The sequence below is a fragment of the Paraburkholderia bannensis NBRC 103871 genome (assembly GCF_000685015.1).
GTDB classification, from domain to species: Bacteria; Pseudomonadota; Gammaproteobacteria; order Burkholderiales; family Burkholderiaceae; genus Paraburkholderia; species Paraburkholderia bannensis.
This window is the reverse complement of sequence record NZ_BAYA01000046.1, coordinates 1-25,380: the sequence shown is the minus strand read 5'-3', so window position 1 is coordinate 25,380 and position 25,380 is coordinate 1. Positions and strand designations below refer to the sequence as shown.

General features: G+C 63.6%; 22 protein-coding genes. 16 read left to right on the top strand and 6 right to left on the bottom strand.

Going from position 1 to position 25,380, the window contains the following annotated elements:
- Nucleotides 1-21: 21 nt before the first annotated feature.
- The 5 genes from BBA01S_RS44360 to BBA01S_RS36270 all read left to right on the top strand — a co-directional run bounded on the left by BBA01S_RS44360 (nucleotide 22) and on the right by BBA01S_RS36270 (nucleotide 5,478).
- Complete coding sequence (locus BBA01S_RS44360) at nucleotides 22-1,644, top strand: sensor histidine kinase (RefSeq protein WP_063750593.1); 1,623 nt, start codon at nucleotides 22-24, stop codon at nucleotides 1,642-1,644.
- On the top strand, nucleotides 1,641-2,315 hold the full coding sequence (locus tag BBA01S_RS36285) for a winged helix-turn-helix transcriptional regulator (protein WP_027820706.1): 675 nt from the start codon (nucleotides 1,641-1,643) through the stop codon (nucleotides 2,313-2,315). Before BBA01S_RS44360 ends, BBA01S_RS36285 begins: the two co-directional genes overlap by 4 nt.
- A gap of 214 nt (nucleotides 2,316-2,529) precedes the next feature.
- A complete protein-coding gene (locus BBA01S_RS36280; protein ID WP_027820705.1) occupies nucleotides 2,530-3,204 on the top strand; it encodes a response regulator transcription factor in 675 nt (224 codons plus the stop codon).
- 68 nt (nucleotides 3,205-3,272) lie between these two features.
- Nucleotides 3,273-4,667 (top strand): sensor histidine kinase, encoded by a 1,395-nt coding sequence (locus tag BBA01S_RS36275; protein ID WP_027820704.1) that lies wholly within the window; start codon nucleotides 3,273-3,275, stop codon nucleotides 4,665-4,667.
- Nucleotides 4,668-4,725: 58 nt separating this feature from the next.
- Entirely contained in the window at nucleotides 4,726-5,478 is a 753-nt protein-coding gene (locus tag BBA01S_RS36270; RefSeq protein WP_027820703.1) for a response regulator transcription factor, read from the top strand.
- 187 nt (nucleotides 5,479-5,665) lie between these two features.
- On the opposite strand, the gene BBA01S_RS36265 is transcribed toward BBA01S_RS36270, so the two are convergent.
- On the bottom strand, nucleotides 5,666-5,956 hold the full coding sequence (locus tag BBA01S_RS36265) for a DUF4148 domain-containing protein (protein WP_027820702.1): 291 nt from the start codon (nucleotides 5,954-5,956) through the stop codon (nucleotides 5,666-5,668).
- Between the two features lie 109 nt (nucleotides 5,957-6,065).
- Between BBA01S_RS36265 and BBA01S_RS47325 the strand changes: the two genes are divergently transcribed.
- The 5 genes from BBA01S_RS47325 (at nucleotide 6,066) to BBA01S_RS36240 (ending at nucleotide 11,549) form a co-directional block, all read left to right on the top strand.
- On the top strand, nucleotides 6,066-6,239 hold the full coding sequence (locus BBA01S_RS47325; RefSeq protein ID WP_156966217.1) for a hypothetical protein: 174 nt from the start codon (nucleotides 6,066-6,068) through the stop codon (nucleotides 6,237-6,239).
- A gap of 133 nt (nucleotides 6,240-6,372) precedes the next feature.
- A complete protein-coding gene (locus BBA01S_RS36255) occupies nucleotides 6,373-6,876 on the top strand; it encodes a (2Fe-2S)-binding protein (protein ID WP_027820701.1) in 504 nt (167 codons plus the stop codon).
- Nucleotides 6,873-9,155 (top strand): xanthine dehydrogenase family protein molybdopterin-binding subunit, encoded by a 2,283-nt coding sequence (locus BBA01S_RS47725; protein WP_027820700.1) that lies wholly within the window; start codon nucleotides 6,873-6,875, stop codon nucleotides 9,153-9,155. The genes BBA01S_RS36255 and BBA01S_RS47725 overlap by 4 nt, the downstream gene beginning before the upstream one ends.
- On the top strand, nucleotides 9,152-10,459 hold the full coding sequence (locus tag BBA01S_RS47720) for a cytochrome c (RefSeq protein ID WP_027820699.1): 1,308 nt from the start codon (nucleotides 9,152-9,154) through the stop codon (nucleotides 10,457-10,459). The genes BBA01S_RS47725 and BBA01S_RS47720 overlap by 4 nt, the downstream gene beginning before the upstream one ends.
- Nucleotides 10,460-10,580: 121 nt before the next feature.
- Nucleotides 10,581-11,549 (top strand): sulfonate ABC transporter substrate-binding protein, encoded by a 969-nt coding sequence (locus BBA01S_RS36240; protein WP_027820698.1) that lies wholly within the window; start codon nucleotides 10,581-10,583, stop codon nucleotides 11,547-11,549.
- 73 nt (nucleotides 11,550-11,622) lie between these two features.
- Here the strand turns inward: BBA01S_RS36240 and BBA01S_RS36235 are convergent, their stop codons facing one another.
- Nucleotides 11,623-13,335, bottom strand: a complete 1,713-nt coding sequence (locus BBA01S_RS36235; protein WP_027820697.1) for a purple acid phosphatase family protein — start codon at nucleotides 13,333-13,335, stop codon at nucleotides 11,623-11,625.
- Between the two features lie 438 nt (nucleotides 13,336-13,773).
- Between BBA01S_RS36235 and BBA01S_RS36230 the strand changes: the two genes are divergently transcribed.
- The 6 genes from BBA01S_RS36230 to hutC all read left to right on the top strand — a co-directional run bounded on the left by BBA01S_RS36230 (nucleotide 13,774) and on the right by hutC (nucleotide 19,546).
- On the top strand, nucleotides 13,774-14,634 hold the full coding sequence (locus tag BBA01S_RS36230) for a transporter substrate-binding domain-containing protein (protein ID WP_027820696.1): 861 nt from the start codon (nucleotides 13,774-13,776) through the stop codon (nucleotides 14,632-14,634).
- A gap of 78 nt (nucleotides 14,635-14,712) precedes the next feature.
- Nucleotides 14,713-15,435 (top strand): ABC transporter permease, encoded by a 723-nt coding sequence (locus tag BBA01S_RS36225; protein WP_027820695.1) that lies wholly within the window; start codon nucleotides 14,713-14,715, stop codon nucleotides 15,433-15,435.
- A gap of 35 nt (nucleotides 15,436-15,470) precedes the next feature.
- Nucleotides 15,471-16,217 carry an ABC transporter permease gene (locus tag BBA01S_RS36220; protein WP_027820694.1) on the top strand — a complete coding sequence of 249 codons (747 nt, stop codon included), beginning with the start codon at nucleotides 15,471-15,473 and terminating at the stop codon, nucleotides 16,215-16,217.
- Nucleotides 16,218-16,250: 33 nt separating this feature from the next.
- Nucleotides 16,251-17,042: an ABC transporter ATP-binding protein gene (locus tag BBA01S_RS36215; protein ID WP_027820693.1), complete on the top strand. Its 792-nt coding sequence runs from the start codon at nucleotides 16,251-16,253 to the stop codon at nucleotides 17,040-17,042.
- Nucleotides 17,043-17,129: 87 nt separating this feature from the next.
- Nucleotides 17,130-18,746: an HAL/PAL/TAL family ammonia-lyase gene (locus tag BBA01S_RS36210; RefSeq protein ID WP_027820692.1), complete on the top strand. Its 1,617-nt coding sequence runs from the start codon at nucleotides 17,130-17,132 to the stop codon at nucleotides 18,744-18,746.
- A 38-nt stretch (nucleotides 18,747-18,784) separates the two neighbouring features.
- Nucleotides 18,785-19,546 carry a histidine utilization repressor gene (gene hutC, locus BBA01S_RS36205; RefSeq protein WP_027820691.1) on the top strand — a complete coding sequence of 254 codons (762 nt, stop codon included), beginning with the start codon at nucleotides 18,785-18,787 and terminating at the stop codon, nucleotides 19,544-19,546.
- Nucleotides 19,547-19,638: 92 nt separating this feature from the next.
- On the opposite strand, the gene BBA01S_RS47315 is transcribed toward hutC, so the two are convergent.
- From BBA01S_RS47315 to BBA01S_RS44350, 4 genes are all read right to left on the bottom strand, one after another.
- Nucleotides 19,639-20,322: a hypothetical protein gene (locus BBA01S_RS47315; protein WP_156966216.1), complete on the bottom strand. Its 684-nt coding sequence runs from the start codon at nucleotides 20,320-20,322 to the stop codon at nucleotides 19,639-19,641.
- The gene (locus BBA01S_RS47310) at nucleotides 20,319-20,978 is read right to left on the bottom strand and encodes a hypothetical protein (RefSeq protein ID WP_156966215.1); all 660 of its coding nucleotides are present in this window, start codon (nucleotides 20,976-20,978) and stop codon (nucleotides 20,319-20,321) included. The genes BBA01S_RS47315 and BBA01S_RS47310 overlap by 4 nt, the downstream gene beginning before the upstream one ends.
- Before the next feature lie 248 nt (nucleotides 20,979-21,226).
- Entirely contained in the window at nucleotides 21,227-21,880 is a 654-nt protein-coding gene (locus BBA01S_RS45430) for a hypothetical protein (protein WP_052392051.1), read from the bottom strand.
- Nucleotides 21,873-25,380, bottom strand: a 3,508-nt coding sequence (locus tag BBA01S_RS44350; protein ID WP_042298471.1) for a type VI secretion system Vgr family protein, incomplete at its 5' end; no start/stop codon positions are given. The genes BBA01S_RS44350 and BBA01S_RS45430, both read right to left, overlap by 8 nt.

Below are 25,380 nucleotides of genomic sequence, written 5' to 3'. Positions count from 1 at the left end.
GCATCCGGCTCGGGGCGCACTATGAACCTGCCCGGCTGGGTGGCGGGCCGCCTGGGAGCCTTCGTGCCCGAAGCGGCAGAGGTGGCAGAGGCCGCAGACGTGGCCAGCGCCGCTGATGCGCCCGCGTCCCGCAACACGTCCACCGCGGCGCTGGGTCACGAGCGCTGGAAGACCACGACCTTTCGCTGGTTCGCTGCCTACGCCGCGGTGTTCTCGGTGTCCTTCATGGTGCTGCTCGGCTTCATCGAGTATTCGGTGACCCACGCGATGCTGCGCGAGACCGACAGCGGCCTGCGCTGGCAACTGCGCTATTTCGATTCACGCGATGACGCCACGCTTGGCGGCGCCATCGACGCACGCCTGCATCGCGAAAACCGCCAGCAGAACTTCTACGGCCTCTTTAGTGCCGACGGCCGCTGGCTGGCCGGCGACATCCACGCCTTGCCCGCGCGCCTTGCTCTCGACCCGTGGGGCCGCCCGCACGAGCGCGCGAGCGGCCAGACCCTCATGTTCGACACCGGCGCCGCGCCGGCACCCCATACAGCGCTGCGCGCGATGGGCGAAATCCGCGCCGACGGCTCGCGTCTGGTCGTCGCGCGCACGCTCTCGGATGTGCGCCACGTCCACGGCGAACTGCTCAAGGCGCTGTTCGGCGGCGGCTTGCTCTGCCTGGGCGGCAGTCTGTGCGCGGGGCTGCTGCTGAGCATGCGGCAGATCCGGCGCGTCGCGCAGATCCGCCGCGCGACGGCGCGCATCGCCGACGGCGAGCTCGGCGAAAGGTTACCGGTCGTGGGCCGCGACGAGCTCGACATGCTGGCCGATCTGGTGAACCGCATGCTCGACGAAGTCGAACGCCTGATCGGCGAGGTCAAGAGCGCCTGCGATGGCATCGCGCACGATCTGCGCACGCCGCTCACGCGGTTGCGCCTGCGCCTCTCGCATGCCGCCGACAGCCTTCAGCGCCGCGGCGAGCCGGCCGTGGCCGGTCTGATCGAAAGTGCGCGCGACGAGGCCGACACGGTGCTTGAGCGCTTCGCGGCGCTGCTGCGCATCTCCGAGATCGGTGCGATCAAGCGGCGCAGCGCGTTCGCCCAGGTAATGCTGCCCGAGGTCGTCACCGAGCTGTGCGACCTGTACGCGCCGCTCGCCGAAGACAAGGCGATCGAGCTTCGCATCGACCTGAGCAACGCAACCGCGCCGATCCACGCGGATCGCGCGCTGCTGTTCGAAGCGTTCAGCAACCTGCTCGACAACGCGATCAAGTTCGCGCCGCACGGCGGCGTGGTGAGCGTCGCGCTGCACGCGACGCCCGCAGGCGCGCGGTTCAGCGTCACCGACAACGGCCCCGGCATCGCGCCCGCCGAACGCAGCGCCGTGCTGGGCCGCTACTACCGCAGCGACGCGGCGCGCCACGTGCCTGGCACCGGGCTCGGACTGGGCATTGTCGCGGCGGTGCTGCGGCTGCACGACTTCCGCCTGGCGATCGGGGATGCCGCGGACATCGACACCGTCAAGAACACAATCGCGGGCACCGTCGCGAACACAAGCGCGGGCACAACCGCACACACAACAATAACCACGGGCACCACTGTCACCATCGACTGCTGGACTTCACATGCCCGGCCTAACACGCGCTATCAATGAGAGTTCTGCTGTGCTCCTCCTCCGACGCCGAGCGGAGCTACCTATACAAGGCGCTGAGCGAGAGCCTGAACAGCGTCGAGGTTGCCGATAACCTCTACTACGCGGTCTATCTCGCCTCGCATGAACCGTTCGACACGGTGATCCTGTGCGCGAGCGGCGCGCACGCGCATGACGGGCTCACCGACGCGCTCGCCTCCTTCACGCGCCTGCCCGACGCGCCCGCGGTGGTGATCGCGCTCACGCGCGCCACGCCCGCCGACTGCGCCCGCCTCCTGCGGGCAGGCGCCGACGCCTGCTTCGTGCAACCGTGGTCGGTGCTTGAGATCCAGGAACGCATGCTTGCGCTGCGCCGCACCGCGCTCGCCCAGGGGGGCCCTGCCCTCGCGCGGCTCGACCCGCTCACGCGCGACCTCGTCGAAGACGACCGGCGCATCTCGCTCACCACGCGCGAATACCTGCTCGTCGAATGCCTGCTGCGCCACGCCAACGCGCCGGTCGCGCGCGAACAGCTGATCCGCTATGCCTGGCCCGAAAAAGGCGATGTCGAGCCATCGAGCGTCAACCTCGTGGTCTCGCGCCTGCGCCGCAAGTTCATCACGCATGGCGCGCGCACCCAGATCGAGACGATCAACCGCTACGGTTACCAGCTCGACCTGCGCGCCGATGCGTAGGGCCGCGCGTAACCATCGGGCCGATCAAGGCCATCAGGCCCGTCAGCCGCGGCCGAACCCCGGCCGTAAGCCCTTTGCAAGTGTGTGAGGCATTTGCAAACCTAAAATTAATTTCATGAAAGCTGGCGCGGCACGGTGGCCTCACAACGGTAAACTTGCATTTCGAGAGAGGCCGCGCAGGTGACGCGAGGCGGAGTGCGAGGAAATGAGTCAGGTGCGCGTATTGACGGTCGAAGACGACGCCGTCACAGCCAATGAAATTGTCAATGAACTAACGCAGCGCGGTTTCGTGGTCGACTGGGTCGACAACGGCCGCGACGGCATGGCTCGCGCCATGAGCGACGAGTACGACGCGATCACGCTCGACCGGATGCTGCCGGGCGTCGACGGCCTGTCGATCCTCACGGCGATGCGCACGGTCGGCATCCAGACGCCGGTGCTGATGTTGAGCGCGCTGGGCGACGTCGACGAGCGCGTGCGCGGCCTGCGCGCGGGCGGCGACGACTATCTCACCAAGCCCTTCGATCCCGAAGAACTGACCGCACGCCTCGAAGTGCTGCTGCGCCGCCGCCAGGCCGCCACGGTCACGCGCGAAACGGCGCTGAACGTGGGCCCGCTCGAACTCGACCTGATCTCGCGCAAGGTGCGCCGCGACGGCGAGGAAGTGGCGCTGCTGCCCACCGAATACCGCGTGCTCGAATTCATGATGCGTCACGCGGGCAAGACCATCACGCGCACCATGCTGTTCGAAGCCGTGTGGGGCTATCACTTCGATCCGGGCACCAACCTGATCGACGTGCATATGGGCCGCCTGCGCAAGAAGATCGATCCGCCGGGCGTGCCGCCGCTGATCCAGACGGTGCGCGGCTCCGGCTACATTCTCGGATAAACCGCGTGTCGAGCCGTCCGCTTTCCTCCACTGCGCCTGCCGCCGCTAACGCGCAGAGCGCGCCCGCGCTGCCGCGCCGCCGCTGGCACACCACCACGTTCCGCTGGCTGTGCGCCTACACCGCGCTATTCGGCGTGACGCTGACCTTGCTCGTGGGCTTCATCGCCTGGAGCGCCACCCGTTCGATCGAGCGCGACACCGACACGATCATGGGCTGGCAGCTCATCTACTTCGATTCGATTCCCGATGCGCAACTGCCCGACGCGATCTATCAGCGTCTTGAGCACGAACGCATGCACGTGAACTACTACGGCCTCTTCACAGCCGCTGGCAAGTACGTCGCCGGCGACCTGCTCGAAGCGCCGCCCAACATTACCTACGATCGCGTGGGCTGCACGCTGAGCCACACACTCACGCTGCGCGACCGCGTGCAGTCGCCGATCGTGCGCGCAATGGGCGAAGTGCGGCCCAACGGCATGCACCTCGTGGTCGCGCGCGACATGACCAACGTGCTGGAGATCCGCGAATTCATGGTGCGCACGCTCGTGGTCGGCGCGGTGCTGGCGCTGCTCGCGGCAGCGGCGGGCGGCTTTGCGATTGGCCTGCGGCAGATCCGCCGCGTGCGCGAATTCCGCCGCGTCACGCAGTGCATCGCGCGCGGCGACCTCGACCAGCGCCTGCCCGTGGGCGGCGACGACGAGCTCGACATGCTCGCGCATCTCGTGAACCACATGCTCGACGAAGTCGAGCGCCTGATGGGCGAAGTCAAGGGCGCGTGCGATGGCATCGCGCATGACCTGCGCACGCCGCTCGTGCATCTGCATACGCTGCTCGCGCGCATCGCCGAACGCGAGAGCCTGCGCGCCGATGTCGAAGGTGCGGACATGATGGAGCGCGCGCGCACCGAAACCGGCCAGCTGCTCGAACGTTTTCGCGCGATGCTGCGCATCTCCGAAATCGGCACGCTGCATCGGCGCGGCGGCTTCGCGACGGTCGACCTGCGCGAACTCGTCGATGAACTCGCCGAGCTGTATGAGCCGCTCGCGGAAAGCCGCGAAATCGACTGGCGCGTGCAGACCGAAGCCGTGAGCGAAATTCACGGCGACCGCGCGCTGCTGTTCGAAGCGTTCAGCAACCTCATCGACAATGCGATCAAGTTCGCGCCGCACGGCGGCATCGTCAGCGTGACCTTGAGCGCGACGCCGCACGGCCCGTTGCTCGCGGTCGCCGATAACGGCCTGGGCATTGCCCCCGCCGAGCGTGCCGCCGTGCTCCAGCGCTTCTATCGCGGCGACGCCGTGCGTCATATCGCGGGCTCGGGTCTGGGCTTGAGCGTCGTCGCGGCCGTGATGCGCGTGCACGACTTCACGCTACAGATCGACGATGCCGCCGACCTTGCTGCGGGCAGCTTCAATCCCGGCGTGCGCATGAGCGTGCAATGCTGGCCGCGCGCGCTCGCCTGAACCCTCCCCACCAGCTACAACAAAGCAGGCACACACGCCGCACACGTACACCGATCCCATGCGCATTCTCCTCATCTCGCCCTGCCACGCCGAAGGCGCCTGGCTGCAAAAGGCCTTGCAGGAAAGCGCCCATAGCCTGCAACGCGCGGAAGAGCTGCGCGACGGACTCTATATCGCAGGCGAAGAACCATTCGATGCGGTGATCGCCGTGGCGCTCGACGGCGCCATGCTGCCCGAATTGCTCGGCTTGCTGCCCCGCTTCGCCCAGGCGACCAGCGGCGCGACCATCATCGCGGTGCTCGGCATCGAAGCAAGCGCCCAGGCGCGCTCGCAACTGCTGCGTGCGGGCGCCGATGCGTGCTTCCGCTACCCGTTCTCGTTCATCGAAATGCACGAGCGCATGCTCGCGCTGCTGCGCACGGGCGGCGCGCCCGTCACGCATACGACGCTCGCCGCGCATGGTGTACATGGCGCGCATGGTGTACTTGGCGCGCAGTCTGGCACGGACAGCGATGTTCTTGCGCCGCTGCTCGACGCAAGCACGCGCGAGATCGTCGAAGGCGCGCGCCGCGCCGAACTCACGCGCCGCGAATATCTGCTGGTCGAATGCCTGTTGCGCCAGCCGAACATGCCGGTGCCGCGCGACCAGATGATCCGCTATGCGTGGCCCGAGAAAGACGACATTGATCCCTCGACGGTGAACCTCGTGGTCTCGCGGCTGCGTCGCAAGCTCGAACGCGAAGCGATCGAAGTGCGCATCGAAACCATCAGCCGATACGGCTATCAACTCACGCTGCCGAAGCACGCGTAACCCTGCGAGCACAGCGCCTGAACCAAAGGTAACCGCCTATGGGATTTCAGGTCACATGCGTGCCGTGAACCGTGTACCTGTCGCGCAAAAAACAAAGCGGCACGCATTGAGCGTGCCGCTTTCGCATGGAGCTGGATTGTGCAGCGTGCACCGCGCTGGCGGCGCTTCGGGCCTGCAAAACAAGGGCTTAATGCGCGTACAGCGTGGAATTCAGGTATGCGAGCTGGCCATCCTGCTCGGCTTGCACGAGCTCGTGATAGACCTCGGCGCGCGTCTTCTGATGCACCGGTTGACCATAAGGCGCTACCCAATTGCCGTTGTCGAACGACGTGGCCGTGTTGTTCATGGCGACCTGGGTCGTGGTGGCCGGCAGGTTGTTCTGCGACGGCGCCGCGCCGGCCGTGCTGGCGGTCTGGGCGAAAGCGGACGTGGTGACGATGGCACCTGCGAATGCAGCGACGAGCATGAGCGACTTCATGGAACTATCCTCCAGATAACTTGATCGTTGGCCGGTGAGCGAATGCGATAGATCGCATCCCGGTAAGGAGAGAATAGTTAGGTCAGCCTATCGAACCCGATGCAGGACGATGAAGAAACGTTTATACAAACGCCAGGAATCGTTGAAGGAAGGGGCGAAAGCCGTGCGTAATGTTGGCGACGCGGTGGGCGACGCGCCGGTCGATCTGACAGAACATGATCAGGCGGTTTCATTGCCCGCAAGTTTGACGCAAATCCAGCCCCGGCTTCGTATGGCTATCTAAATCGGATCTCGGGCAATAGCATTTCGATCTCTCCGGGCACGCGCAATCCGCATCGAAACATCATTGCGGCCGCAAGCATATAGAAGCCGTTCTGGTGCCGCGTGCTACTTCAAAGTCCCTGCTCGAAATCGCTATGCCTCAAGCTTTTCACCTGACCGTCAACGGGATCTCGCACACCGTCGACGTGGAGCCCGGCACGCCGCTGCTCTATGTGCTTCGCAATGACCTCGCGCTCAACGGGCCGAAATTCGGCTGCGGCCTGGGAGAATGCGGCGCGTGCACCGTCATCATGGACGGCATCCCCGCGCGCGCTTGCATCATCCCTGTCGAAGCCGCGCTGGAACGGGACATCGTGACGCTTGAAGGGCTGGGTAGCGCTTCGCAGCCTCATCTCGTCCAGCAGGCGTTTATCGACGCCCAGGCCGCGCAGTGCGGCTACTGCACGAACGGCATGGTCATGACGACCAGGGCGCTGCTTGAGCGCAATCCGCATCCCAGCGACGACGAGATCCGTCATGCGCTCGCGTACAACCTGTGCCGCTGCGGCACGCACTGCGAGATCGTGAACGCGGTCAAGCGCGCCGCCGACCTGAACGCGCAGGCAGCCACGGGCACCGCCAAAGGCGGCCCGGCATGAAGCGACGAGACTTTCTGAAATCGGGCGGCTATCTGTTCATTGCCGCCGCGTTGCCCGCGGCGGCGCTCACTGCGGCCCAGCAACAGCAAGCGGGCGCGTCTACCGACTCCCCCGCCACATTGGCGCTCGATCAGGTCGACAGCTTCATCGCCATCGATCGCAACGGCGCTGTGACGGCGTTTTGCGGGCACGTCGATCTGGGCACGGGCATTCGCACCGCGCTTGCGCAAATCGTCGCCGAAGAACTCGATGTGCCGATGCAGCGCGTCACCATGATCCTCGGCGACACCGCGCGTACGCCTGACCAGGGGGCGACCATCGCCAGCTCAAGCATCCAGATTTCCGCCGTGCCGATGCGCCGCGCCGCGGCCCAGGCGCGCCAGTTCCTGGTTCGCGAAGCGGCGTCGCGCCTCGCGCTCGCCGCCGATACGTTGAGCGTGAGCGACGGCGTCGTCATGGCGAAAAACGGCCGCTCGCTGACCTACGGCGAGCTTGTCGACGGCCAGCAGTTTCATCTCAGGATCGCCGATGATGCGCCCCTGAAGCCGCGCAGCGCGTATCGCGTCGTCGGGCAACCGGTGGCGCGCGTCGACATCCCCGCCAAGGTCACCGGTGCGCTGACCTTCGTGCACGATATGCGCGTGCCTGGCATGCTGCATGGGCGCGTCATCCGTCCACCCTATATCGGCATGGACAACACGGCGCCCATCGGGAGCAGCCTGGTTTCCGTCGATGCCGGTTCGATTGCGCATCTTCCCGGCATCGTGAAGATCGTCACCATCGGCGACTTCGTGGGTGTGGTCGCGCAACGCGAAGAACAGGCGATCCGCGCGATGCACGCACTGAAGGTCACCTGGAAGCCGTGGGCCCAACTGCCCGACCTGAACACGCAGCTTGAAGCCGCGCTGCGCAACAGCCCCTCGACGCTGCGCACGCTGAGCACCATTGGCAACGTGCAGGACGCGACGGAACACGCCGCGCACCGGCTGCGCGCGACCTATCAATGGCCGTACCAGATGCACGGCTCGATTGGCCCTTCGTGCGCGCTCGCGGACTATCGCGACGATGGCGTCACGGTCTGGAGCGGATCGCAGAACCCGCACGATCTGCGCGGCGACCTCGTCAAGCTGCTCAAGCTGCCTGCCGCACAGGTGCACGTGATTCGCATGGAGGCCGCGGGCTGCTATGGCCGCAACTGCGCGGACGATGTCTCGGCCGACGCCGCGCTGCTCTCGCGCGCCGTGGGCAAGCCCGTGCGCGTGCAATTGATGCGCGAACAGGAGCACGGCTGGGAACCCAAGGGCGCGGCGCAATTGATCGACATAGATGGCGGTCTCGACGCCCGGGGCGAGGTCGCGGCCTACGACTTCAGCAGCCGCTACCCGTCGAACAATGCGGTGACGCTTGCGCTGCTGCTGACGGGCGCGGTGCCCGCAATGCCCGCGCCGGTCGAGCAGATGGGCGACCGCACTGCCATTGCGCCATACCGTTACGCGAACATGCGCGTGGCGGTGCACGACACGCCGCCCATCGTGCGCGCGTCGTGGATGCGCGGCGTGTCGGCATTGCCGAGCGTGTTTGCGCACGAGTCGTATATCGACGAACTCGCGGCGCTCGCCGGACAGGATCCGGTGGCGTTCCGCTTGCGTCATTTGCCCGATGCGCGCGCCCGCGAACTGGTGCAGGCCGTGGCGCAGCGCGCCAGCTGGCAGCCGCGCGCAGTGGCGCCCGAACCCTGGTCAGGCGAGAAAGCCGGTGTGCTCGCTGGGCGCGGGTTCGCGTACGCCCGCTACTTTCACAGCGCGTTTCCCGGCTTCGGCGCGGCGTGGGCCGCATGGGTCGCGGACGTCGAAGTCGATACCGCGACTGGTGTCGTGCGCGTGAAGCGCGTCGTGGTTGGCCACGATTGCGGAATGATGATCAACCCCGACGGCGTGCGTCATCAGGTGCACGGCAACGTCGTCCAGATGGTGAGCCGTACGCTCAAGGAGGAAGTGGCTTTCGACAGTGCGGGCGTGACCAGCCTCGAATGGGGCGCGTATCCGATCCTGCGTTTTACCGACTTGCCTGAGATCGACGTGTTGCTGATGGAGCGTCCCGACGAGATGCCGCTCGGCGCGGGCGAATCGGCATCGGTGCCCGGTGCGGCGGCGATTGCCAATGCCGTGTTCGACGCCACCGGTGTGCGCCTGCGCGAGGTGCCTTTCACTCCCGATCGCGTCAAGTCCGCCCTGAATCAAGCCGCCCGTGCGCGCGGCGCGCAAGGAGCCGCAGCATGAAACTTCGAAATCGATGGCTTGCGGGCATCGTCGCCTTTGTCGCAATCGCAGCCGGCGGCTTCGCGCTCTTTGCGCATCAACCGGAAATCGCCGCAGCGCCGCCCGGCACCAATGACTTTAGCGCCGCCCAGATTGCGCGCGGAGAACGTCTCGCGCGCACCGGCGATTGCGCCGTCTGCCACACCGCGCCGGGCGGCGTGCGCAATGCGGGCGGCGGACGGTTCGATACGCCGTTCGGCCTGATTGTCAGCTCCAATCTCACGCCCGACCGCGCAACCGGGATCGGCGCGTGGCCTTATGCAGCGTTCGAGCGCGCCATGCGCCACGGCGTCGACCGCGAGGGACGCCATCTCTATCCCGCGTTTCCCTACACGTCGTTCACGCGCCTGAACGACGAGGACATGCGCGCGCTTTACGCGTACTTGATGACGCAAGCGCCCGTGCATTCGGTGCCGCCGCCGTCCGAACTCAAGTTCCCGTTCAACCTGCGCATCCTGATGGCGGGCTGGAACCTCCTGTTCCTCGATCGCACGCCGTGGAAGCCCGACGCCGCGCGCTCCGCGCAGTGGAACCGGGGCGCTTATCTGGTGCAATCGGCGGGACACTGTACGGCGTGCCATTCGCCGCGCAATGCGTTCGGCGCCGAACGCGGCGGCGCGGATCTGTTCGCCGGCGGCGGCGTGGTCGACGGCTGGCACGTTCCCGCGCTCAACACGGCGTCGCGCGCGCCCATCGCCTGGAACGCCGACGATCTTTACGACTATCTGCGCACGGGCTATAGCGCTCGCCACGGCGTTGCGGCCGGGCCCATGGCGCCCGTCGTCGAGCAACTGTCGATGCTGCCCGAAGACGACGTGCGCGCCATTGCCGTGTATGTGGCTTCGTTCGCGCCGCTCAACATGGGAACGACTGCGGATCTCGCGCAGCGTGAAGTCACGCTTGGCGTCCTGAGCGACGGCGTCATGGCCGCGCGTGCGCAGACCGGCGCTGCGTTGTTTGGCGGCGCATGCGCGGGCTGTCATCGCGTGAACGACGCACCGGTGCTGTTCGGCGTGCGTCCGGGACTCGCTTTCAACACGAACCTCTATGCCGACAGTCCGGACAACGTGCTGCGCGTGCTGCTGGGCGGTATCGGGCATGCGGCGACGCGCGATCTCGGTTACATGCCCGCGTTCCGCTACAACTTCAACGACGCGCAACTGGCTGCGCTGGCGAACTATCTGCGCACCGATATCGCGGGCCAGCCTGCGTGGACTGATGTTGCCGCCGCTGCCGCGCGCATCCGCAGCGAGACGGCGCCATAACAGGACGCGGCGTGCGCCTTAGTCCGCACGCTGCTTTGAATTGGAAAACTCCATCGTTAGGCTTTGGCGGCGTGCTTCGTAGAATCGGTTGAACCTTTCGAACCGATTCAAGAGACCTCCCATGAGCACACGCCGCGATTTCCTCAAACGCTCGCTGGGCGCCGCCGCCGCGGCGCTCCCTGCGTTCTCGTCCTTGCATGTGCCAGGCGCGCTGGCGGCCCCCGCGCCGCGTGTGCTGCGCATCGGCAACCAGAAGGGCGCGCTAAGCCTCCTGAAGGGCCGTGGATCGCTGGAAAAGCGTCTTGCGCCGCTGGGCGTGAGCGTCACCTGGACGGAGTTCAACGCTGGCCCGGTTCAGCTCGAAGCGCTCAATGTGGGCTCGATCGATTTCGGCGACGTAGGCGATGCGCCGCCTATCTTCGCCCAGGCCGCGGGCGCGCCGCTCGCCTATGTGGCGGCGACGCTGCCGCGTCCGCGCTCCGAGGCCGTGATCGTGCCGCGCAATTCCCCCCTGCGCGACGTGGCGGATTTGAAGGGCAAGCGCGTCGCGTTCAACCGGGCCAGCAACGTGCACTTTTTCCTCGTGCAGCTGCTGCGCAAGCATGGCCTCGATTACGGCGATATCCGCCCCGTTTTCCTGGCCCCGCCCGATGCGCGAGCGGCGTTCGAGAACGGCTCGATCGATGCCTGGGTGATCTGGGATCCGTTTTACGCGGCGGCGCAGGCGAGCCTGGGCGCACGCCTGCTCGCCGATGCGAGCGGCGTGGACGGCAACCGCGGGTTCTATTTTTCGTCGCAGAACTACGCGCGCCAGAATCCGGACGTGCTGCGCATCGTCATCGACGAAATCGCGCAGACCGATGCATGGGGCAAGACCCATCGCGCGGACTACGCTGCCGAGCTGGCCAGGCTCTGGGGCCTGCCCGCGCCCATCGTGCAGCAGGCAATCGATCGCACCGAATTCGGCACCGTCGCGATCACGAAGCCCATTCTCGGCGAACAGCAGCAAATCGCCGATACCTTCCACGAACTGGGCCTCGTGCCCAGACGCGTGGACGTGCAGCAGGCGGCGGCGCCCGGTCTCGCCTGAGTCTCGCTTGAGTCTCGCTTGAGTCTCATCAGAGACGCGTGCGCCGCCTAGGCTCGATGAAGCGCGCGACTGTTTAGCCGCGCGACTTCGTGAGCGTCACCGTCTCGAAGAGCTCGTAGTTCGGCGTGGGCGTCTGGTCGGCGCCCGGCGCGTGATAGTAGTTCATCGTGATGGTGGTCTTGCCGCCGTGCTCGCCGGGATCCACGTCGAACACCGCGATCCCATAACCGGTACCCGTATCGCGTTGCGCAGACCAGATTGCGTCTTCGAGCGCGTCAGCGCCGGCACGCACATACGAACCCGGCACCGCGTTCGCAGCCGTATTGGGCACCGGCCGGTTGGGCTTCGTGAAGATCTTTGCCTGCGGATTGCCGTTGCCGATATCCACGCCATACACGTCGAGCGGCGCGCTGGTGCCCCCGCCGCCGAGAATCAGGTGAATCGTGCCGTGACTCGTGTCGAACGTATTGGCGCTCGCCTGGGACAGTTGCGCGTGCGCGACCGGCTTCGGCTGCAGCGTATCGACCGGCTCGCCCGTGTTTGCGTCCACGCCCGCGTGGTGATTGCAGCCGCGCACCGGATAGCTGCGCTCGTAATCGTGGTCGTGGCCGCACACCACCAGATCGACACCATAACGGTCGAATAGCGGCAGCCACGCCTCGCGGATACCCTTGTCCGACCCATTGCCCGTCTTCGACGAACTCAGCGCGTCCTGGTGCATCTGCACGACGATCCAGTCGATATCGTCGTCCTGCGACGCATGGTGCAGCGTCTTTTCGAGCCAGCGCGTCTGCTCGCCCTTGCTGTAGCCGCGCACGTAGAACGACGTGCCTGCGGCGAGCGGCGCATTGCCGGTGCTGGCGGCGGGCGTGAGCGGCGCGGGGCCCGCGACGAAGGCGGCGGCGTCCTGGTACACCACATCGTCGGCGTCGAGCGAGACGAACAGCACGTTGCTCACGCGGAAGCTGTACCAGCGGCCCGCAAAGCGTGAGCCATTGTCGGGCAGCGTGTAGCGCGTGAGATACGAGTCCAGCCCCTGCGCGCCGTTGTAGAACTCGATTTCGTGATTGCCGGGGCATGGCATCCACGGACGGTTCGACGACGACGTCTGCGCGTTGTTGCCGAAGTCGCGCCACACCTCGGTCTGGTGCGCGGGATTCAGGTTCGCGTAGCAAAGGTCGCCATTCAGCAGATGAAACAGCGGCTGGAAGCGCTCGACGGCTTCCACCGCGAAGCGGCTTTGCGGCGACGACAGCACCCAGCCCGTGTTGGGCGTGGCCAGGTCGCCGTAGCTCGTGAAGCGGAACGCCTTGCGGCCGCGCGGCGCGGTCTTGAAGCTCGCGCTGAAGGGGCTGCCCGCGTGGCTGTCGTTATCGGCGGTGACCTCGTAGCGATAGGTCGTATCCGCATGCAGGCCGGTGAGGCGCGCGTGATAGGTGAACACGACCACGCCCGTCAGGCCGTCCGTGTAGGTGCGCTGGATCGCATCGACGCGTTCGCGGCGGCCGCGATCCGGGTTGTAGAACACGCGCGGATGCGTGGCGGCCGCAAGCGACGCCCACGACACCACGACTTCGTTCGTCGGGTCTGCGCCCCAGGTCAGGTGGATCTGCTCGGGCGTGCCGTCGGGCGTTGCCGTATCGGCCTTCGCCACGCCGCTGAGCGCGGCAGCGGCGCCCGCCGCGCTCGCGAAGCCGGACGCGCCGGCGAGCTTCAGGAAGCCGCGGCGCGAGACGCCGCTGGCTGCATCATGGGACGGTGTATCCGGGATATTTTTCTTCGTCATGTCGAATCGCCTCGTGACTGGACAGCGCGATCGCGTGCCGCGCTGCGAGTTTTGCAGGGGAAATGTCGCTGAATGCCGGCGAAACGATGGCTTTCTTGCGTGACCTCGCTATGACACCGGCTGGTGCGCGGCGCGTGCCGCGCAATACGATCCGCGATAAGTCGTCTAGTTAACTCATGGCGATTTCCAGTCTGCGAACCGCATCCAAACCCCGTCCGAACCGCTTCAATCCGGCGAAATGACTCGATATTCGTCCGCGGAATGCGCCATCCCAGTGCATTCGACAGGGTTTCCCAGGGCATTCCCTGGATCGACCCGTTTTTATTGAAAAGCGCTTGCGTCCTGCATTTTGTTGCCTCAATCTTGTCTAGACAACACGGACGGGCCACACGGTGCGCCCGCCTCATCACGGTTAGCTCGACTACAAGGAGTGGCGACATGCAGGTGAAGTGCACCAGACTGGTCAAGGCCCTGATCGGAGCCGCGTTCGGCGCGGCACTGCTGGCAGGCGGCAACGCCAGCGCGAAGGAATGGAAAACGGTGACGATCGCGCTCGACGGCAGCTACGCGCCGTGGAACCTGACCTTGCCGGGCGGCAAGCTCGGCGGCTTCGAACCGGAACTCGTCGCCAATCTCTGCGCCCGCGCGCAGCTGCAGTGCAACCTGGTCACGCAGGACTGGGACGGCATGATCCCGGGCCTCCAGGCCGGCAAGTTCGATGTCCTGATGGACGCCATCTCGATCACGCCCGACCGCGAGAAGATCCTCGCGTTCTCGAAGCCCTACGCCGCCACGCCCGCGACCTTCGCCGTGTCCGACACCAAGATCCTGCCGAAGGCCGCGGCCAACGCAAGCCAGGTGAAGCTCGACAATGACGCGCGCAGCAACCTGCCCGCCATCGACGGCCTGCGCAAGGCGCTCAAGGGCAAGACCATCGGCCTGCAATCGGGCACGATCTACACGCGCTTCGTGAACGACAACTTCAAGGACGTCGCGTCGATCCGCGTCTACAAGACCTCGCCCGAGCGCGACCTCGACCTGGCCAACGGTCGTATCGACGCCTCGTTTGACGACGTCACCTACTACGCCGCCACGGCAGGCAAGCCTGATTCGAGCAGCATCGTGATGGCCGGCCCGCAGATCGCCGGCCCGGTCTGGGGCCCGGGCGAAGGCCTCGCCTTCCGCAAGCAGGACACCGACCTCAAGGCGAAATTCGACACCGCCATCGCCGCCGCGCAAGCCGACGGCACGGTCAAGAAGCTCGCGCTCAAGTGGTTCAAGACCGACGTCACGCCCTGATCGATGCGCATGGGAGGCCGTCGCGGTCTCCCATGCCGAATCTAGCCTGAACCTGCTTGTTCGTTTGAGGTAGTCACCATGTCAGTGATCGAAATGCTCGGCTTTGGCGCCGAAGGCTGGGGCGGCGTGCTGTTGCTCGGCGCACTCATGACGGTCGTGCTCACCATTGCGGCGCTCGCGCTGGGCGCGGTCTTCGGCGGGCTCATCGCGGCGGCCAAGCTCTCGCGTTTTCGCGTGCTGCGCGTGCTCGGCGATTGCTATACCACCGTGTTTCGCGGCGTGCCCGAGCTGCTCGTCATCTATCTGTTCTACTTCGGCGGATCGGCGCTCGTGACGAGCATCGGCCAGCTGTTTGGCGCCGACGGCTTCGTCGGCGTGCCGCCGTTCCTGATCGGCGCGGTGGCCGTGGGCATGATCTCCGGTGCGTATCAGGCCGAGGTCTATCGCGCGGCGGTGCTGGCGGTCTCGCGCGGCGAACTCGAAGCTGCACGTGCGATCGGCATGCCGACGCTGACGATGGCGCGCCGCATCCTGATTCCGCAGGTGTTCCGCTTCGCGCTGCCGGGCATCGGCAATGTGTGGCAGCTCAGTCTCAAGGACTCCGCACTGATTTCGGTGACGGGTCTCGCCGAGTTGCTGCGCTCAAGCCAGGTGGCGGCCGGTTCCACGCACCAATACTTCCTGTTCTTCGTCGCGGGCGGCGCGCTCTATCTGGCGATGACGGGCGTATCGAACCGCATCTTCGGCCGCGCGGAAGCGTACGTGGGCCGGTCCTTCAAGCGCAACTTCGCGCGCAACTGACCCCCCGACCCACCGACCCCGCGACGGAACCCGACATGCATATCGATATCGACTTCCTGCTCGACACGCTGCGCCAGTTGATCGCAGCGGTGCCGACCACGCTCGAACTGTTTTTCGCCTCGCTCGTCATCGGCGGACTGCTTTCGCTCGTGATCGTGGCCATGCGCGTGTCCCCGCACTGGCTGCCCAACCGCTTCGCGCGCGCCTATATCCTGGTGTTTCGCGGCTCGCCGCTGCTGATCCAGATGTTTCTCGTCTATTACGGCCTCGGGCAGTTTGGCGTGATCCGCGAAAGCTTTCTGTGGCCCGTGCTGCGCGAACCCTATGTCTGCGCGGTGCTGTCGCTCGCGCTGTGCACGGCGGGCTATACCGCCGAAATCATTCGCGGCGGCCTGATGGCCGTGCCGGTCGGCCAGATCGAGGCGGGTTACTCGATCGGCCTCTCGGGCTTCGCGCTGCTGCGCCGCGTGATTGGCCCGATTGCGCTGCGACAGTGCCTGCCCGCCTATTCGACCGAAGCCGTGCTGCTGGTGAAATCCACGGCGCTCGCGAGCCTCGTGACGGTCTGGGAAGTGACGGGCGTGGCCCAGCAGATCATTCAGCAAACCTATCGGACAACTGAGGTTTTTACCTGCGCTGCGCTGATTTACCTTGCGCTCAACTTCATCATCGTGCGACTGATCGGCATGCTGGAAAAGCGCCTGTCGCGCCACCTGCGCGCCGCGCCCACTGCGCCCGCGCGCAAGCTGACGTCGCTCGAAACCCCTCGCGCCGCATCCTGACCGGCCGTCCTGATCGATATTACGGAGTCACTCATGAACGCAGCCGCACCGGTCGCCCTGTCCGTCAAGAACATCCACAAGTCCTTTGGCGATCACCACGTCCTGAAGGGCATTTCACTCGACGCCCATAAGGGCGACGTCATTTCGATTCTTGGCGCGAGCGGCTCGGGCAAGAGCACGTTTCTGCGCTGCCTGAACCTGCTGGAAATGCCGGACGACGGCACCGTCGCCCTCGAAGGCGAAGCGCTGAAAATGAAGCGTCGCCGCGACGGCAAGCTGCAACCCGAAGATCGCCGCCAGGTGGATCGCGTGCGTTCGCAGCTTGGCATGGTGTTCCAGAACTTCAATCTCTGGTCGCACATGACCGTGATGGAGAACCTCATCGAAGGGCCGATGCGCGTGCTCAAGCGAACCCGCGCCGAAGCGATGGAAGAGGGCGAAGCACTGCTCGCGAAAGTCGGGCTCGCCGATAAACGCGGCCACTATCCCGCGCATCTTTCGGGCGGCCAGCAGCAACGCGTGGCGATTGCGCGCGCACTGGCGATGCACCCGAAGGTCATGCTGTTCGACGAACCGACGTCGGCGCTCGACCCGGAACTCGTAGGTGAAGTGCTGCGCGTGATGCGCGCACTGGCGGAAGAGGGCCGCACGATGCTGGTCGTCACGCACGAAATGGGCTTCGCGAAGCATGTGTCGAATCGCGTGATGTTCCTGCATCAAGGCCTGGTCGACGCGGACGGCACGCCGCAGGAAGTGTTCGGCGAACTGAAGTCGGAGCGCTTCCGCCAGTTCGTGTCGAGCCATCAGGATCGAAACGCGCACTGAGCGTGCGTTGAGCACGCATTGAGCAGCATCAGCTTGAATTCGAGCGGGCCGTGCAGGCCCTCCATGAAATAATCAGGTATCCAGACCATGGCCGTCATCCGTTCCGAACGTCCGCTAGAGTGGCGCGATATTGCCGCTGTCGCTGCGGGCGAGCCGCTGCACCTCGCCGATGAAGCCCGCGCGCGCATTCGCGCGGCCCGCGAACTGGTCGACCAGATCGTTGTGCGCGGCATTCGCGCGTATGGCGTGAATACCGGAGTGGGCGCGCTGTGCGACGTAGTGGTCTCGCAGTCCGAGCAGCACGATCTTTCGCACAACATCCTCATGAGCCATGCAGTGGGCGTGGGCACGCCCCTGGGCGCGCAGGAAACGCGCGCGATCATGGCCGCCGCGATCAACAACTTCGCGCACGGCCATTCGGGCGTGCGGGTGGAGCTGGTCGCCCAGCTGGAGGCATTGCTCGAAGCCGATTGCCTGCCTGAAGTGCCTGCGTTCGGATCGGTGGGATACCTGAGCCATATGGCGCACATCGCGCTTGTTTGCGTGGGCGCGGGGCATGTGCGCTGGCATGGCGAACGTCTGGACGGCGCGCAAGCGCTTGAGCGGCTTGGCCTGCAACCGCTGTCGCTGCAAGCGAAGGAAGGTTTGAGCCTGGTGAATGGCACGCCGTGCGTGACGGGGCTGGCCGCGCTGGCGCTGGAACGCGCGCAGCGCCTGCTTGACTGGGCCGACGCCGTGGCGGCGATGAGCTTCGAAAACCTTGGCGGCCAGATGGCGGCGTTCGACGCGCAGTCGCTCGCGTATCGCGTCTCGCCGGGGCTGGCGCAGGTGGGGGCACGCATGCGCGCGGCACTCGCAGAAAGCGGGCTGCTGGCCGCAGCGCTGGGCCGCCGCACGCAGGATCCCTTGAGCATGCGCACGATCCCGCACGTGCACGGCGCGGCGCGCGACGTGCTGGCGGCAACCGCCGAAGTCGTGAACCGCGAACTGGCGTCGGTCACCGACAACCCCATCGTCGACGGCACGCCCGACGCGCCGCAGGTGTTCTCGCAGGCGCACGCGGTGGGCGCATCCATTGCACTCGCGATGGACAGCCTGGCCGCTGCCGTCGCCCAGGTCGCGGCGATGGCCGAGCGCCGCCTCGACCGCCTCGTGAACCCGCTCGTCAGCGGCCTGCCCGCGTTCCTTGCGCACGCTAGCGGCACGCGCTCGGGCTTCATGATCGCGCAGTACACGGCGGCCTCGCTGGTCGCGCAGAACCGCCGCGACGCCGCGCCCGCGAGCCTCGATGGCGGCGTGACCTCGGGCCTTCAGGAAGACCACCTGTGCCACGCCACGCCTGCCGCGCTCAAGGCGCTGGCGGTGATCGAGAACAGCAGTCGCATTCTCGGCATCGAATTGCTGGCAGCCGCGCAGGCCTACGACCTGCAACCGGTCGATGCGGCGCGCGCGCACTACACGGAAGCGCTCTACGGCCGCATTCGCGCCGTGCTGCCGACCTATCGCGACGACCGGCCGCTGGCGGGCGATATGTCGGTGGCGTTCCGCATGATCGCCGACGGCGGGCCGCCGCCGCTGCCGGGGCCGCTCGCGGAGCAGCCTGTCGAACGTCGCGCCTGCGCACCGCAACCGGCATTGCACGAAGTCGCGCCAGGCGCTGCACCCTCGGCGAACGATGCGCTGGCTGGCGCGATCGGCCACTGATTCGCGGCGAACCGTCCGAAGAAGGGAACGCAACGACGATGAACCTCGACGCTTTCGCACTCGCGGCCGACGATACGCGGCGTGGTCTGGAGACACAGGCACAGACACGCCGCACCGCGCCGCCTTATGAGCAGATCAAACGCTACGTGCTGGAGCGCGTCGAAAACGGGACGTGGAAGCCAGGCGATTCCATTCCGTCCGAGACGGTGCTAGTCAAGGAGTTTGGCGTTGCCCGCATGACGGTGTCGCGCGCGCTGCGCGAACTCACGAACGAAGGTGTGCTCAAGCGCGTGCAGGGTTCGGGCACGTTCGTCGCGCCGCGCGACTATGAATCGACGGTGCTGGAGATCCGTAATATCGCCGATGAAATCGCGGCGCGCGGGCATCGGCATACGGCGCGTGTTTTGGCGCTGCAAACGAGCGACGATGCGGCGGCGCTGGCTTCGCTGGATGTGACGCATGGGCCGGTGTTTCACTCGCGCATCGTTCATTGCGAAGAAGGCGAGGCGATCCAGTATGAGGATCGCTTTGTGAATCCCGCGCTGTTTCCGTTGTATTTGCAGCAGGATTTCACGCAGGAGACGCCGAATCACTACATGGTGCGGCTCGCGCCGATCCAGCGCGCGGAGTTCCGCATCTACGCACGCAAGCCCGATGCGTATGTGCGTCATCATCTGGATATCGAAATTGGCGAGCCTTGCTTGATGGTCGAGCGCCGAACGTGGGTCGGCGAGGCCGTGGCGACGTCGGTGCAGCTTTGGCACGCAGCGTCGCGGTTTCATTTGGCGGGGAAGGTTTGAGCGCGAGCAGGCGAGCGTCTAGCGCAGATACCGTTCAATTGAACACCGAACGGTGCTGCTCCTGCAGCGTGCGCGTTTAACGGATTCTTCGTTTATTCGCCGATTCGAAAGCGACTGTCGTCGAATTCACCCATACGGCGTAATTCCGCGCAGGTATGACCTGTCCACCTTTTGCAGGTTCTACCGCCCGGAAGCTGTGAATGACCGGGACGCTCTTCATGTTCAAGGTGTAGCCCGGTACTAGTTTCAAGCACGAACACGGGGCGTGCGAAACTTGGGCAGATAGGCAAAATGGGTGGCCCATCTTGATGAACTGGTGGCGGATCGTCGTGCATGTAACTCCACGTCCTTACTACTGCGCCAGCAGGATAGTCTCCTTCGCGTTGCCCTCGATAATAGATTTGCCCATGAAGCCTGAAATAGCCGTTACCGAGATATTTGAATGATCCGTCTATGAATTCCGTTGGTACGCCTTTTACATAAAGCATGCCATGCCGGAGATAGAAGCGATGGTGTTCGAAGATGATTGGTTCCTCTTCAAAGGTTATCGTTTTAGTGCGTTTAATATTCTCCGAAACCACTTCGTCAAGCTCGAAATCCCCGTCGTTGATTCCTTGCTCCCATCCAAAGTACCAAGTTATGTCATCGGCAACGCGACACGCGTGCGCGAGGCAGGGATTCGATAGAGCGAGCAACAGAAGCACTCTCAAGATCGCCCGTCCAGGATTGGGAAACATATCGGCTATGGTGGGAACGACGTGAGCAGGTTTTCTCATTGGCTTGCTCCACTGCTTTTGCCATTGCCTGCCTGAGCGCGTGTCGCAGCTTCGAGGTGCTTATTCTTGCGTGTTTCCGGTGTGAGATGTGCGTAAGCTCGGTGAATATCGACTATCCACAAACTAGGCTGCGTACCTGGTGGCGCACCAGGCGGAGCATCGTTGAAAGACAATTCGACATCGACTGGGAACTTGCTGTCAGGTTGAGCGTTAGCCCGATAACGGTACGTCCGCAGCGCAGTCATTGGTGGAATACCTGGCCCCATATCGTTGTAATCATGCTTTTCTCCGTCGCCATCGATCCAGAAGTCCGCCAGATCTAGCTGTTCCTTCAGCATCGAAGGCGTGAAGCCGCGGGCGGCTGCATAAAAATACAGTTCGAAGTTTGACGGTACTATCGGAACATGAGATCTATTCTCCGAAAAATCAAATGGATAATCTGTTTTCCTTAGTTTAATTTCTGAATCAGGAATCGAATCATTGTCAAAGGAGTACACGTTTCCAAATTCAGAAAACGGTGACTTCTTTACCCATCTAATCTTCCCAAATGCTGGATCATCCGGCGTCAGTGGTCTGTCGTCCCGCAGGATTAGCAGTGCCTCTTGCAATAAGGTCATGATCGCATCTCGCTGAACGGCCGATAAGTGGTTATCCATTACCGCTGACTCCGATTTTTTCAAGGGCGCTCTGGTAATGTCTTGTGCATGTACCGGGGTTGACCAGATCAGCATGGTCAGGATGATCCCAATATCGCGAAGCAGCACTTTCGGCCGAATAGGCTCTTCTTGGTGACTGCGCTGCCTCGCAGTAGCCGCACGATGTGACTCGCCGACATCAAGTGTGCGATTGGCGCTAGTGTTTTGAAGAAGGTCGGCAATGGACGGAACGACGTGAGCAGACTTCCTCATTGACTCGCGCCCTTGCCATACGCGGTCTGCGCGCGTGCTGCTGCTGCTTCATCACGCTTCTTCTTGCGCATTTCGGGCGTGAGATATGGGTAAGCGCGATTGATAATGACCATCCCCAAACTAGGTTGAGTGCCCGGCGGAGCGTCGAGTGGCCCATCTCCGTAGAATAGCTCGACGTCAACTGGAAACTGGCTGCTAGAGTCGCCATTTGCACGGTAACGATAGCGGTGAAGTAGAGGCATTGGTGGAATGCCTGGCCCCATATCGTTATAGTCGTTTTTCTTCCCGTTGCTACTGATCCAGAAATCCGCCAAGTTGAGCCGTTCCTTCAGCATTGATGGCGTGATTCCACGGACTGTCACGTAGAAGTACAGTTCGAATTTTGAGGGCACAGTCGCGACGCGAGCACGATCCTCTGAATAATCAAGCGGATCATCTGCTGTCGCCAGAATAATCGTGCCTTCTGGAATTTGAGAATTAGTGTAGTGGTAGATGTACCCAGGTTGCTTGTATTGATCCTCTATCCGCGATAGTTTTCCAAAGGCCGAATTTTCCAATTCAATAGCTTTGTTACTCCGCAGGATTAGCATTGCCTCTTGAAGTACGTCTATGATCGCGTTTCTCTGAACCTCAGTAATTTCGTTATCCATTGCCGCTGACTCCGATTTTTTCAAGCGCGTCCCGGTAGTGTCTTGTGCATGTACCTGGGTTGACCAAAGCAGCGTGGTCAGGATGAGCCCAATATTGTTTAACTGAATCCTCGGCCGCATAAGCGTCTTCCTCGTGATAGTGAGTGTAGTATCCGGGTTCTGCGCGCTGCCCCATCTGGGTGGCCTGTTCCAGCGTGACGCCACGCATCTTCGCAACCTCTGCATGTACCTTGTCTGCATCTGCGAAAATCGGCGCCCACGGCTCGTATAAGCTCCCTTTTTCTCTGTTGACGGTGATAAACCACCAGTAGTAGAAAATGAGCATGCGATGCACGCCAATCCTGGCAAGGCTGTCGTTTGGAAAAGATGTGCTATCAGCGATCTTTCTGGGCGACTCAAGAACGCTGGACTCAAATACGATTTCGATGCCGGAGAATTGCTTGTAATCGTCGGGATACGTGTGGAGAAGAGACACCATCCAGAATATCTGCTGGCAGTGCCGGGATTCGTGATAGATGGTTGCCGCCAGGTCTCCCAGTCTCGCATCGAAACTCGCGAGCGCAGCTTGCTTCTTGATTTCGTCTTCGGCCGCGTCGATCTTGTCTAGCGCGTTATAGAGTAGGTTAAGCGGCGGGTCAGCAATACCGATCTTCCAGCTATTGGCACCGAAAACGGCTGCTTCCCATCCAGCTAGTGCGAAGCCGTAAGCGGCTGCATTCGAAACCGTAACAACAACGATGCCCGGCATTGCGGTGAATGGCAACCCAAAAGCACCAGATCCGAGCGCGTCGTAGAGCGGCTGTTTGACGGCCAATAAAATCGCGTCTCCAATTTTTTCTGTTGTTTTCGATCTCAATTCTCTCCAGTCAAGTTTTGTGAGCGTCTCCTTGACCGCAGCCGTATATGCCTTGGCAACCGGATATTCGACGTCTTTGCGCGAAAGGCCTAGTGAATGGTCGGGCTTTGCGCCGTTAATGTATCGATAGCTTCGCAGGCCGAAATTCATCGGATCACATGACAGGAATATCGGTTCCTTTCCTTGGGAAGTCACGCTTGTTTCTGGTGTGGAAGCTGTCTTGCCACCAACCTGTACTGAGCGTTTCATGGTGGCCGCTTCAATTGGAGACGCTGACGGACTCGCATCCTGGTAGACCGTCGTGTGGACGAGACCCATGACGTCGTCTGGCGCGCTTTGCGACATCAACTCGATCACGCCGAATGTCGTTGAATTGCTCGTGACCAACGCCATTTCGCCCAACTCATTTGTGACACCCTGAACAACCTGCCCGTCATCGAGTGTCAGGCGATAAGGCTGGTTCGAAATGGCGAAGCCGTCGTGCTTCTCAACCAGCACATGATGCGCCGCGAGCCTACCCGGCTTATCCGGCGTAACGGGGTTATCAACAGGCTGCGGTTGAGGTTTATCTGTCGCATGATTCGCGGCGTGCACCAGAAACTTCCCGTCGGTGTAACCGGTAATGCCTTCGGGCCGAATCCTCAGCAGCGTTCCACCGCAAGCGATATCGACGCCATTTTTCCCCGCGATCCGCACGATGCCGCGTGCACTGTTTACAGCCAACTCGTCCTGCGCCGAAAGCGCCATCGAACCATCGATCGATTGAATCCGCACCGGCCCCGGCGTAACCAACGTAATCGCCTTCTGCGCAAACAGCACGATCTTTTCCCGCACAGACGCAAACAACGATTTGCCCGACGCGATCGACAAATGCCCACCGGCAGTCACCGCAGTGTGCGTTTCGCTCGCGATATGAACGCAGCCTTTCGCCGCAACATGCATGTTCGCAGCACTCGAAACCGCAATATCCGGCGCCTCGAATTCCGGAAAATCATCCGGGCCGTTTGCCGAAGCTCCCTTCAAGCGCGCATTGGCGTCCTTCATCGCACGCGTCACATCAGACTGATCGCCCTGCATCTCCTGCGCGCCATGCCGCTGCGCCTCTCGCGCCGCGCCTTCATGAACGTCGCGCGCGGCGGTCAACTGGCCGATGGTCTCGCCGATCTCCTTGACCTTACCCGCACCGCCGCGCCGCCCCCACGTCGATACCAGCAGGCCTCGCGCCGCGCGTATCGCCCCATGCTGATCGGTACGCAACTCGAAGCCTTCGCCGCGCGCGTCCTGCCGTCCTTCGCTGCCGGCAATCCGCGTGATATAGCCGAGGCTAACGCTGGTACCGCCGTGGTCGCTGGCCAGTTGCGCCTGCATGCGGCCTTCTGTGTCGTCCAGCGCCAGATGATTGGTTTGCGTGCCACGCCCAAGGCTCTTGCTCACGATGCCCGATAGCGACTGGTTCGCGGGCAGTTTCCATGGCGGCAGATTGTTTGCGTCCACGAAAAAGGACGTCACGACCGGCCTGTCCGGATCGCCATGAATGTGGCCAATGAGCACCTGCTGACCGCATCGCGCATGCGTGACGGTGCCCATGCCATCGCCTTGCCACGACGTCGCGAGCCGCACCCAGATGCACGATTTTCCGTCGAATTTCCCATCGCGATCCCAGTCGCACTGCACCAGCACGCGGTTCAGGTCGTCAACAAAGATCTCCGCATTCTCGGGCCCGACAATCACGGCGTATTCAGCGCCGATTACCGGGCGTACCGTAATTTGCGGCATGCGATAAGGCTCGCTCACCGGCTGCATGACGAATGACGCCTTGATTTGATACTCGCGCTGCGTGCTGGACAGCGTCCCCGTTGCACGGATATCCAGGTCGCTGCGTATCACGAGATATTCGCGATTGCCCGATTCGTGCGAATAGTGCGTTACCGACAGCGTTTTTCCTGCCTCGACGCCGCGCAGCGCCCCGCGCGCCTCTGCACGAAGGCCACAACCGCGCAGCGCCTCCAGTTTCACGCGCGCAAGATGCTGCGCCTCTTCACGCCACTGGCTTTCGTCGTAAGGAGCGTCGCGCCGCGTGTCTGGCTGTGCGAAGTCCGCGCGCGCGTAGATTTCCTGGTCGGCGCTTTGAGTTTTGCGCGGCTGATCGCAGGCTTCGCGCATCGGCGTTGCGTAAGGGCTTAAACGTGGCGTCTTGTAGCTATGATCGTGAACGGTCACCTTGCCACTGGTGAGCGTGCTGCACAGGATCAACTCGTCGATATGCTCCTGATCGATGTGGCCGCCGCCGGTGTGATAACGCAGCGTTTCATAGGCACGTTCATGCTTGCTACAGGCACTGGTGTGATCGGCGATCACGAGCGTATGCATCTGTTCGTCATGCTCGAACCAGGCGACGAAACCCCATTCCTCACACAGGCGCATGAAGAAATCCCAGTCTGTTTCCCACGCCTGCCGGATATAGTCGCGCTGCGGATTGATTCGCTTACTAAGGCGCCACTCGATCAGCCCATAACGGCTCATGACATCGTGAAGAATGTCGATGATGGGGCCGCTAAATGCGCGTGAATCCGCTTTGAGCGTTGCCAGCCAGAACGATGGCCGCACGACGAATTCATAGACGATCTCATTGCCGTCCGCACCT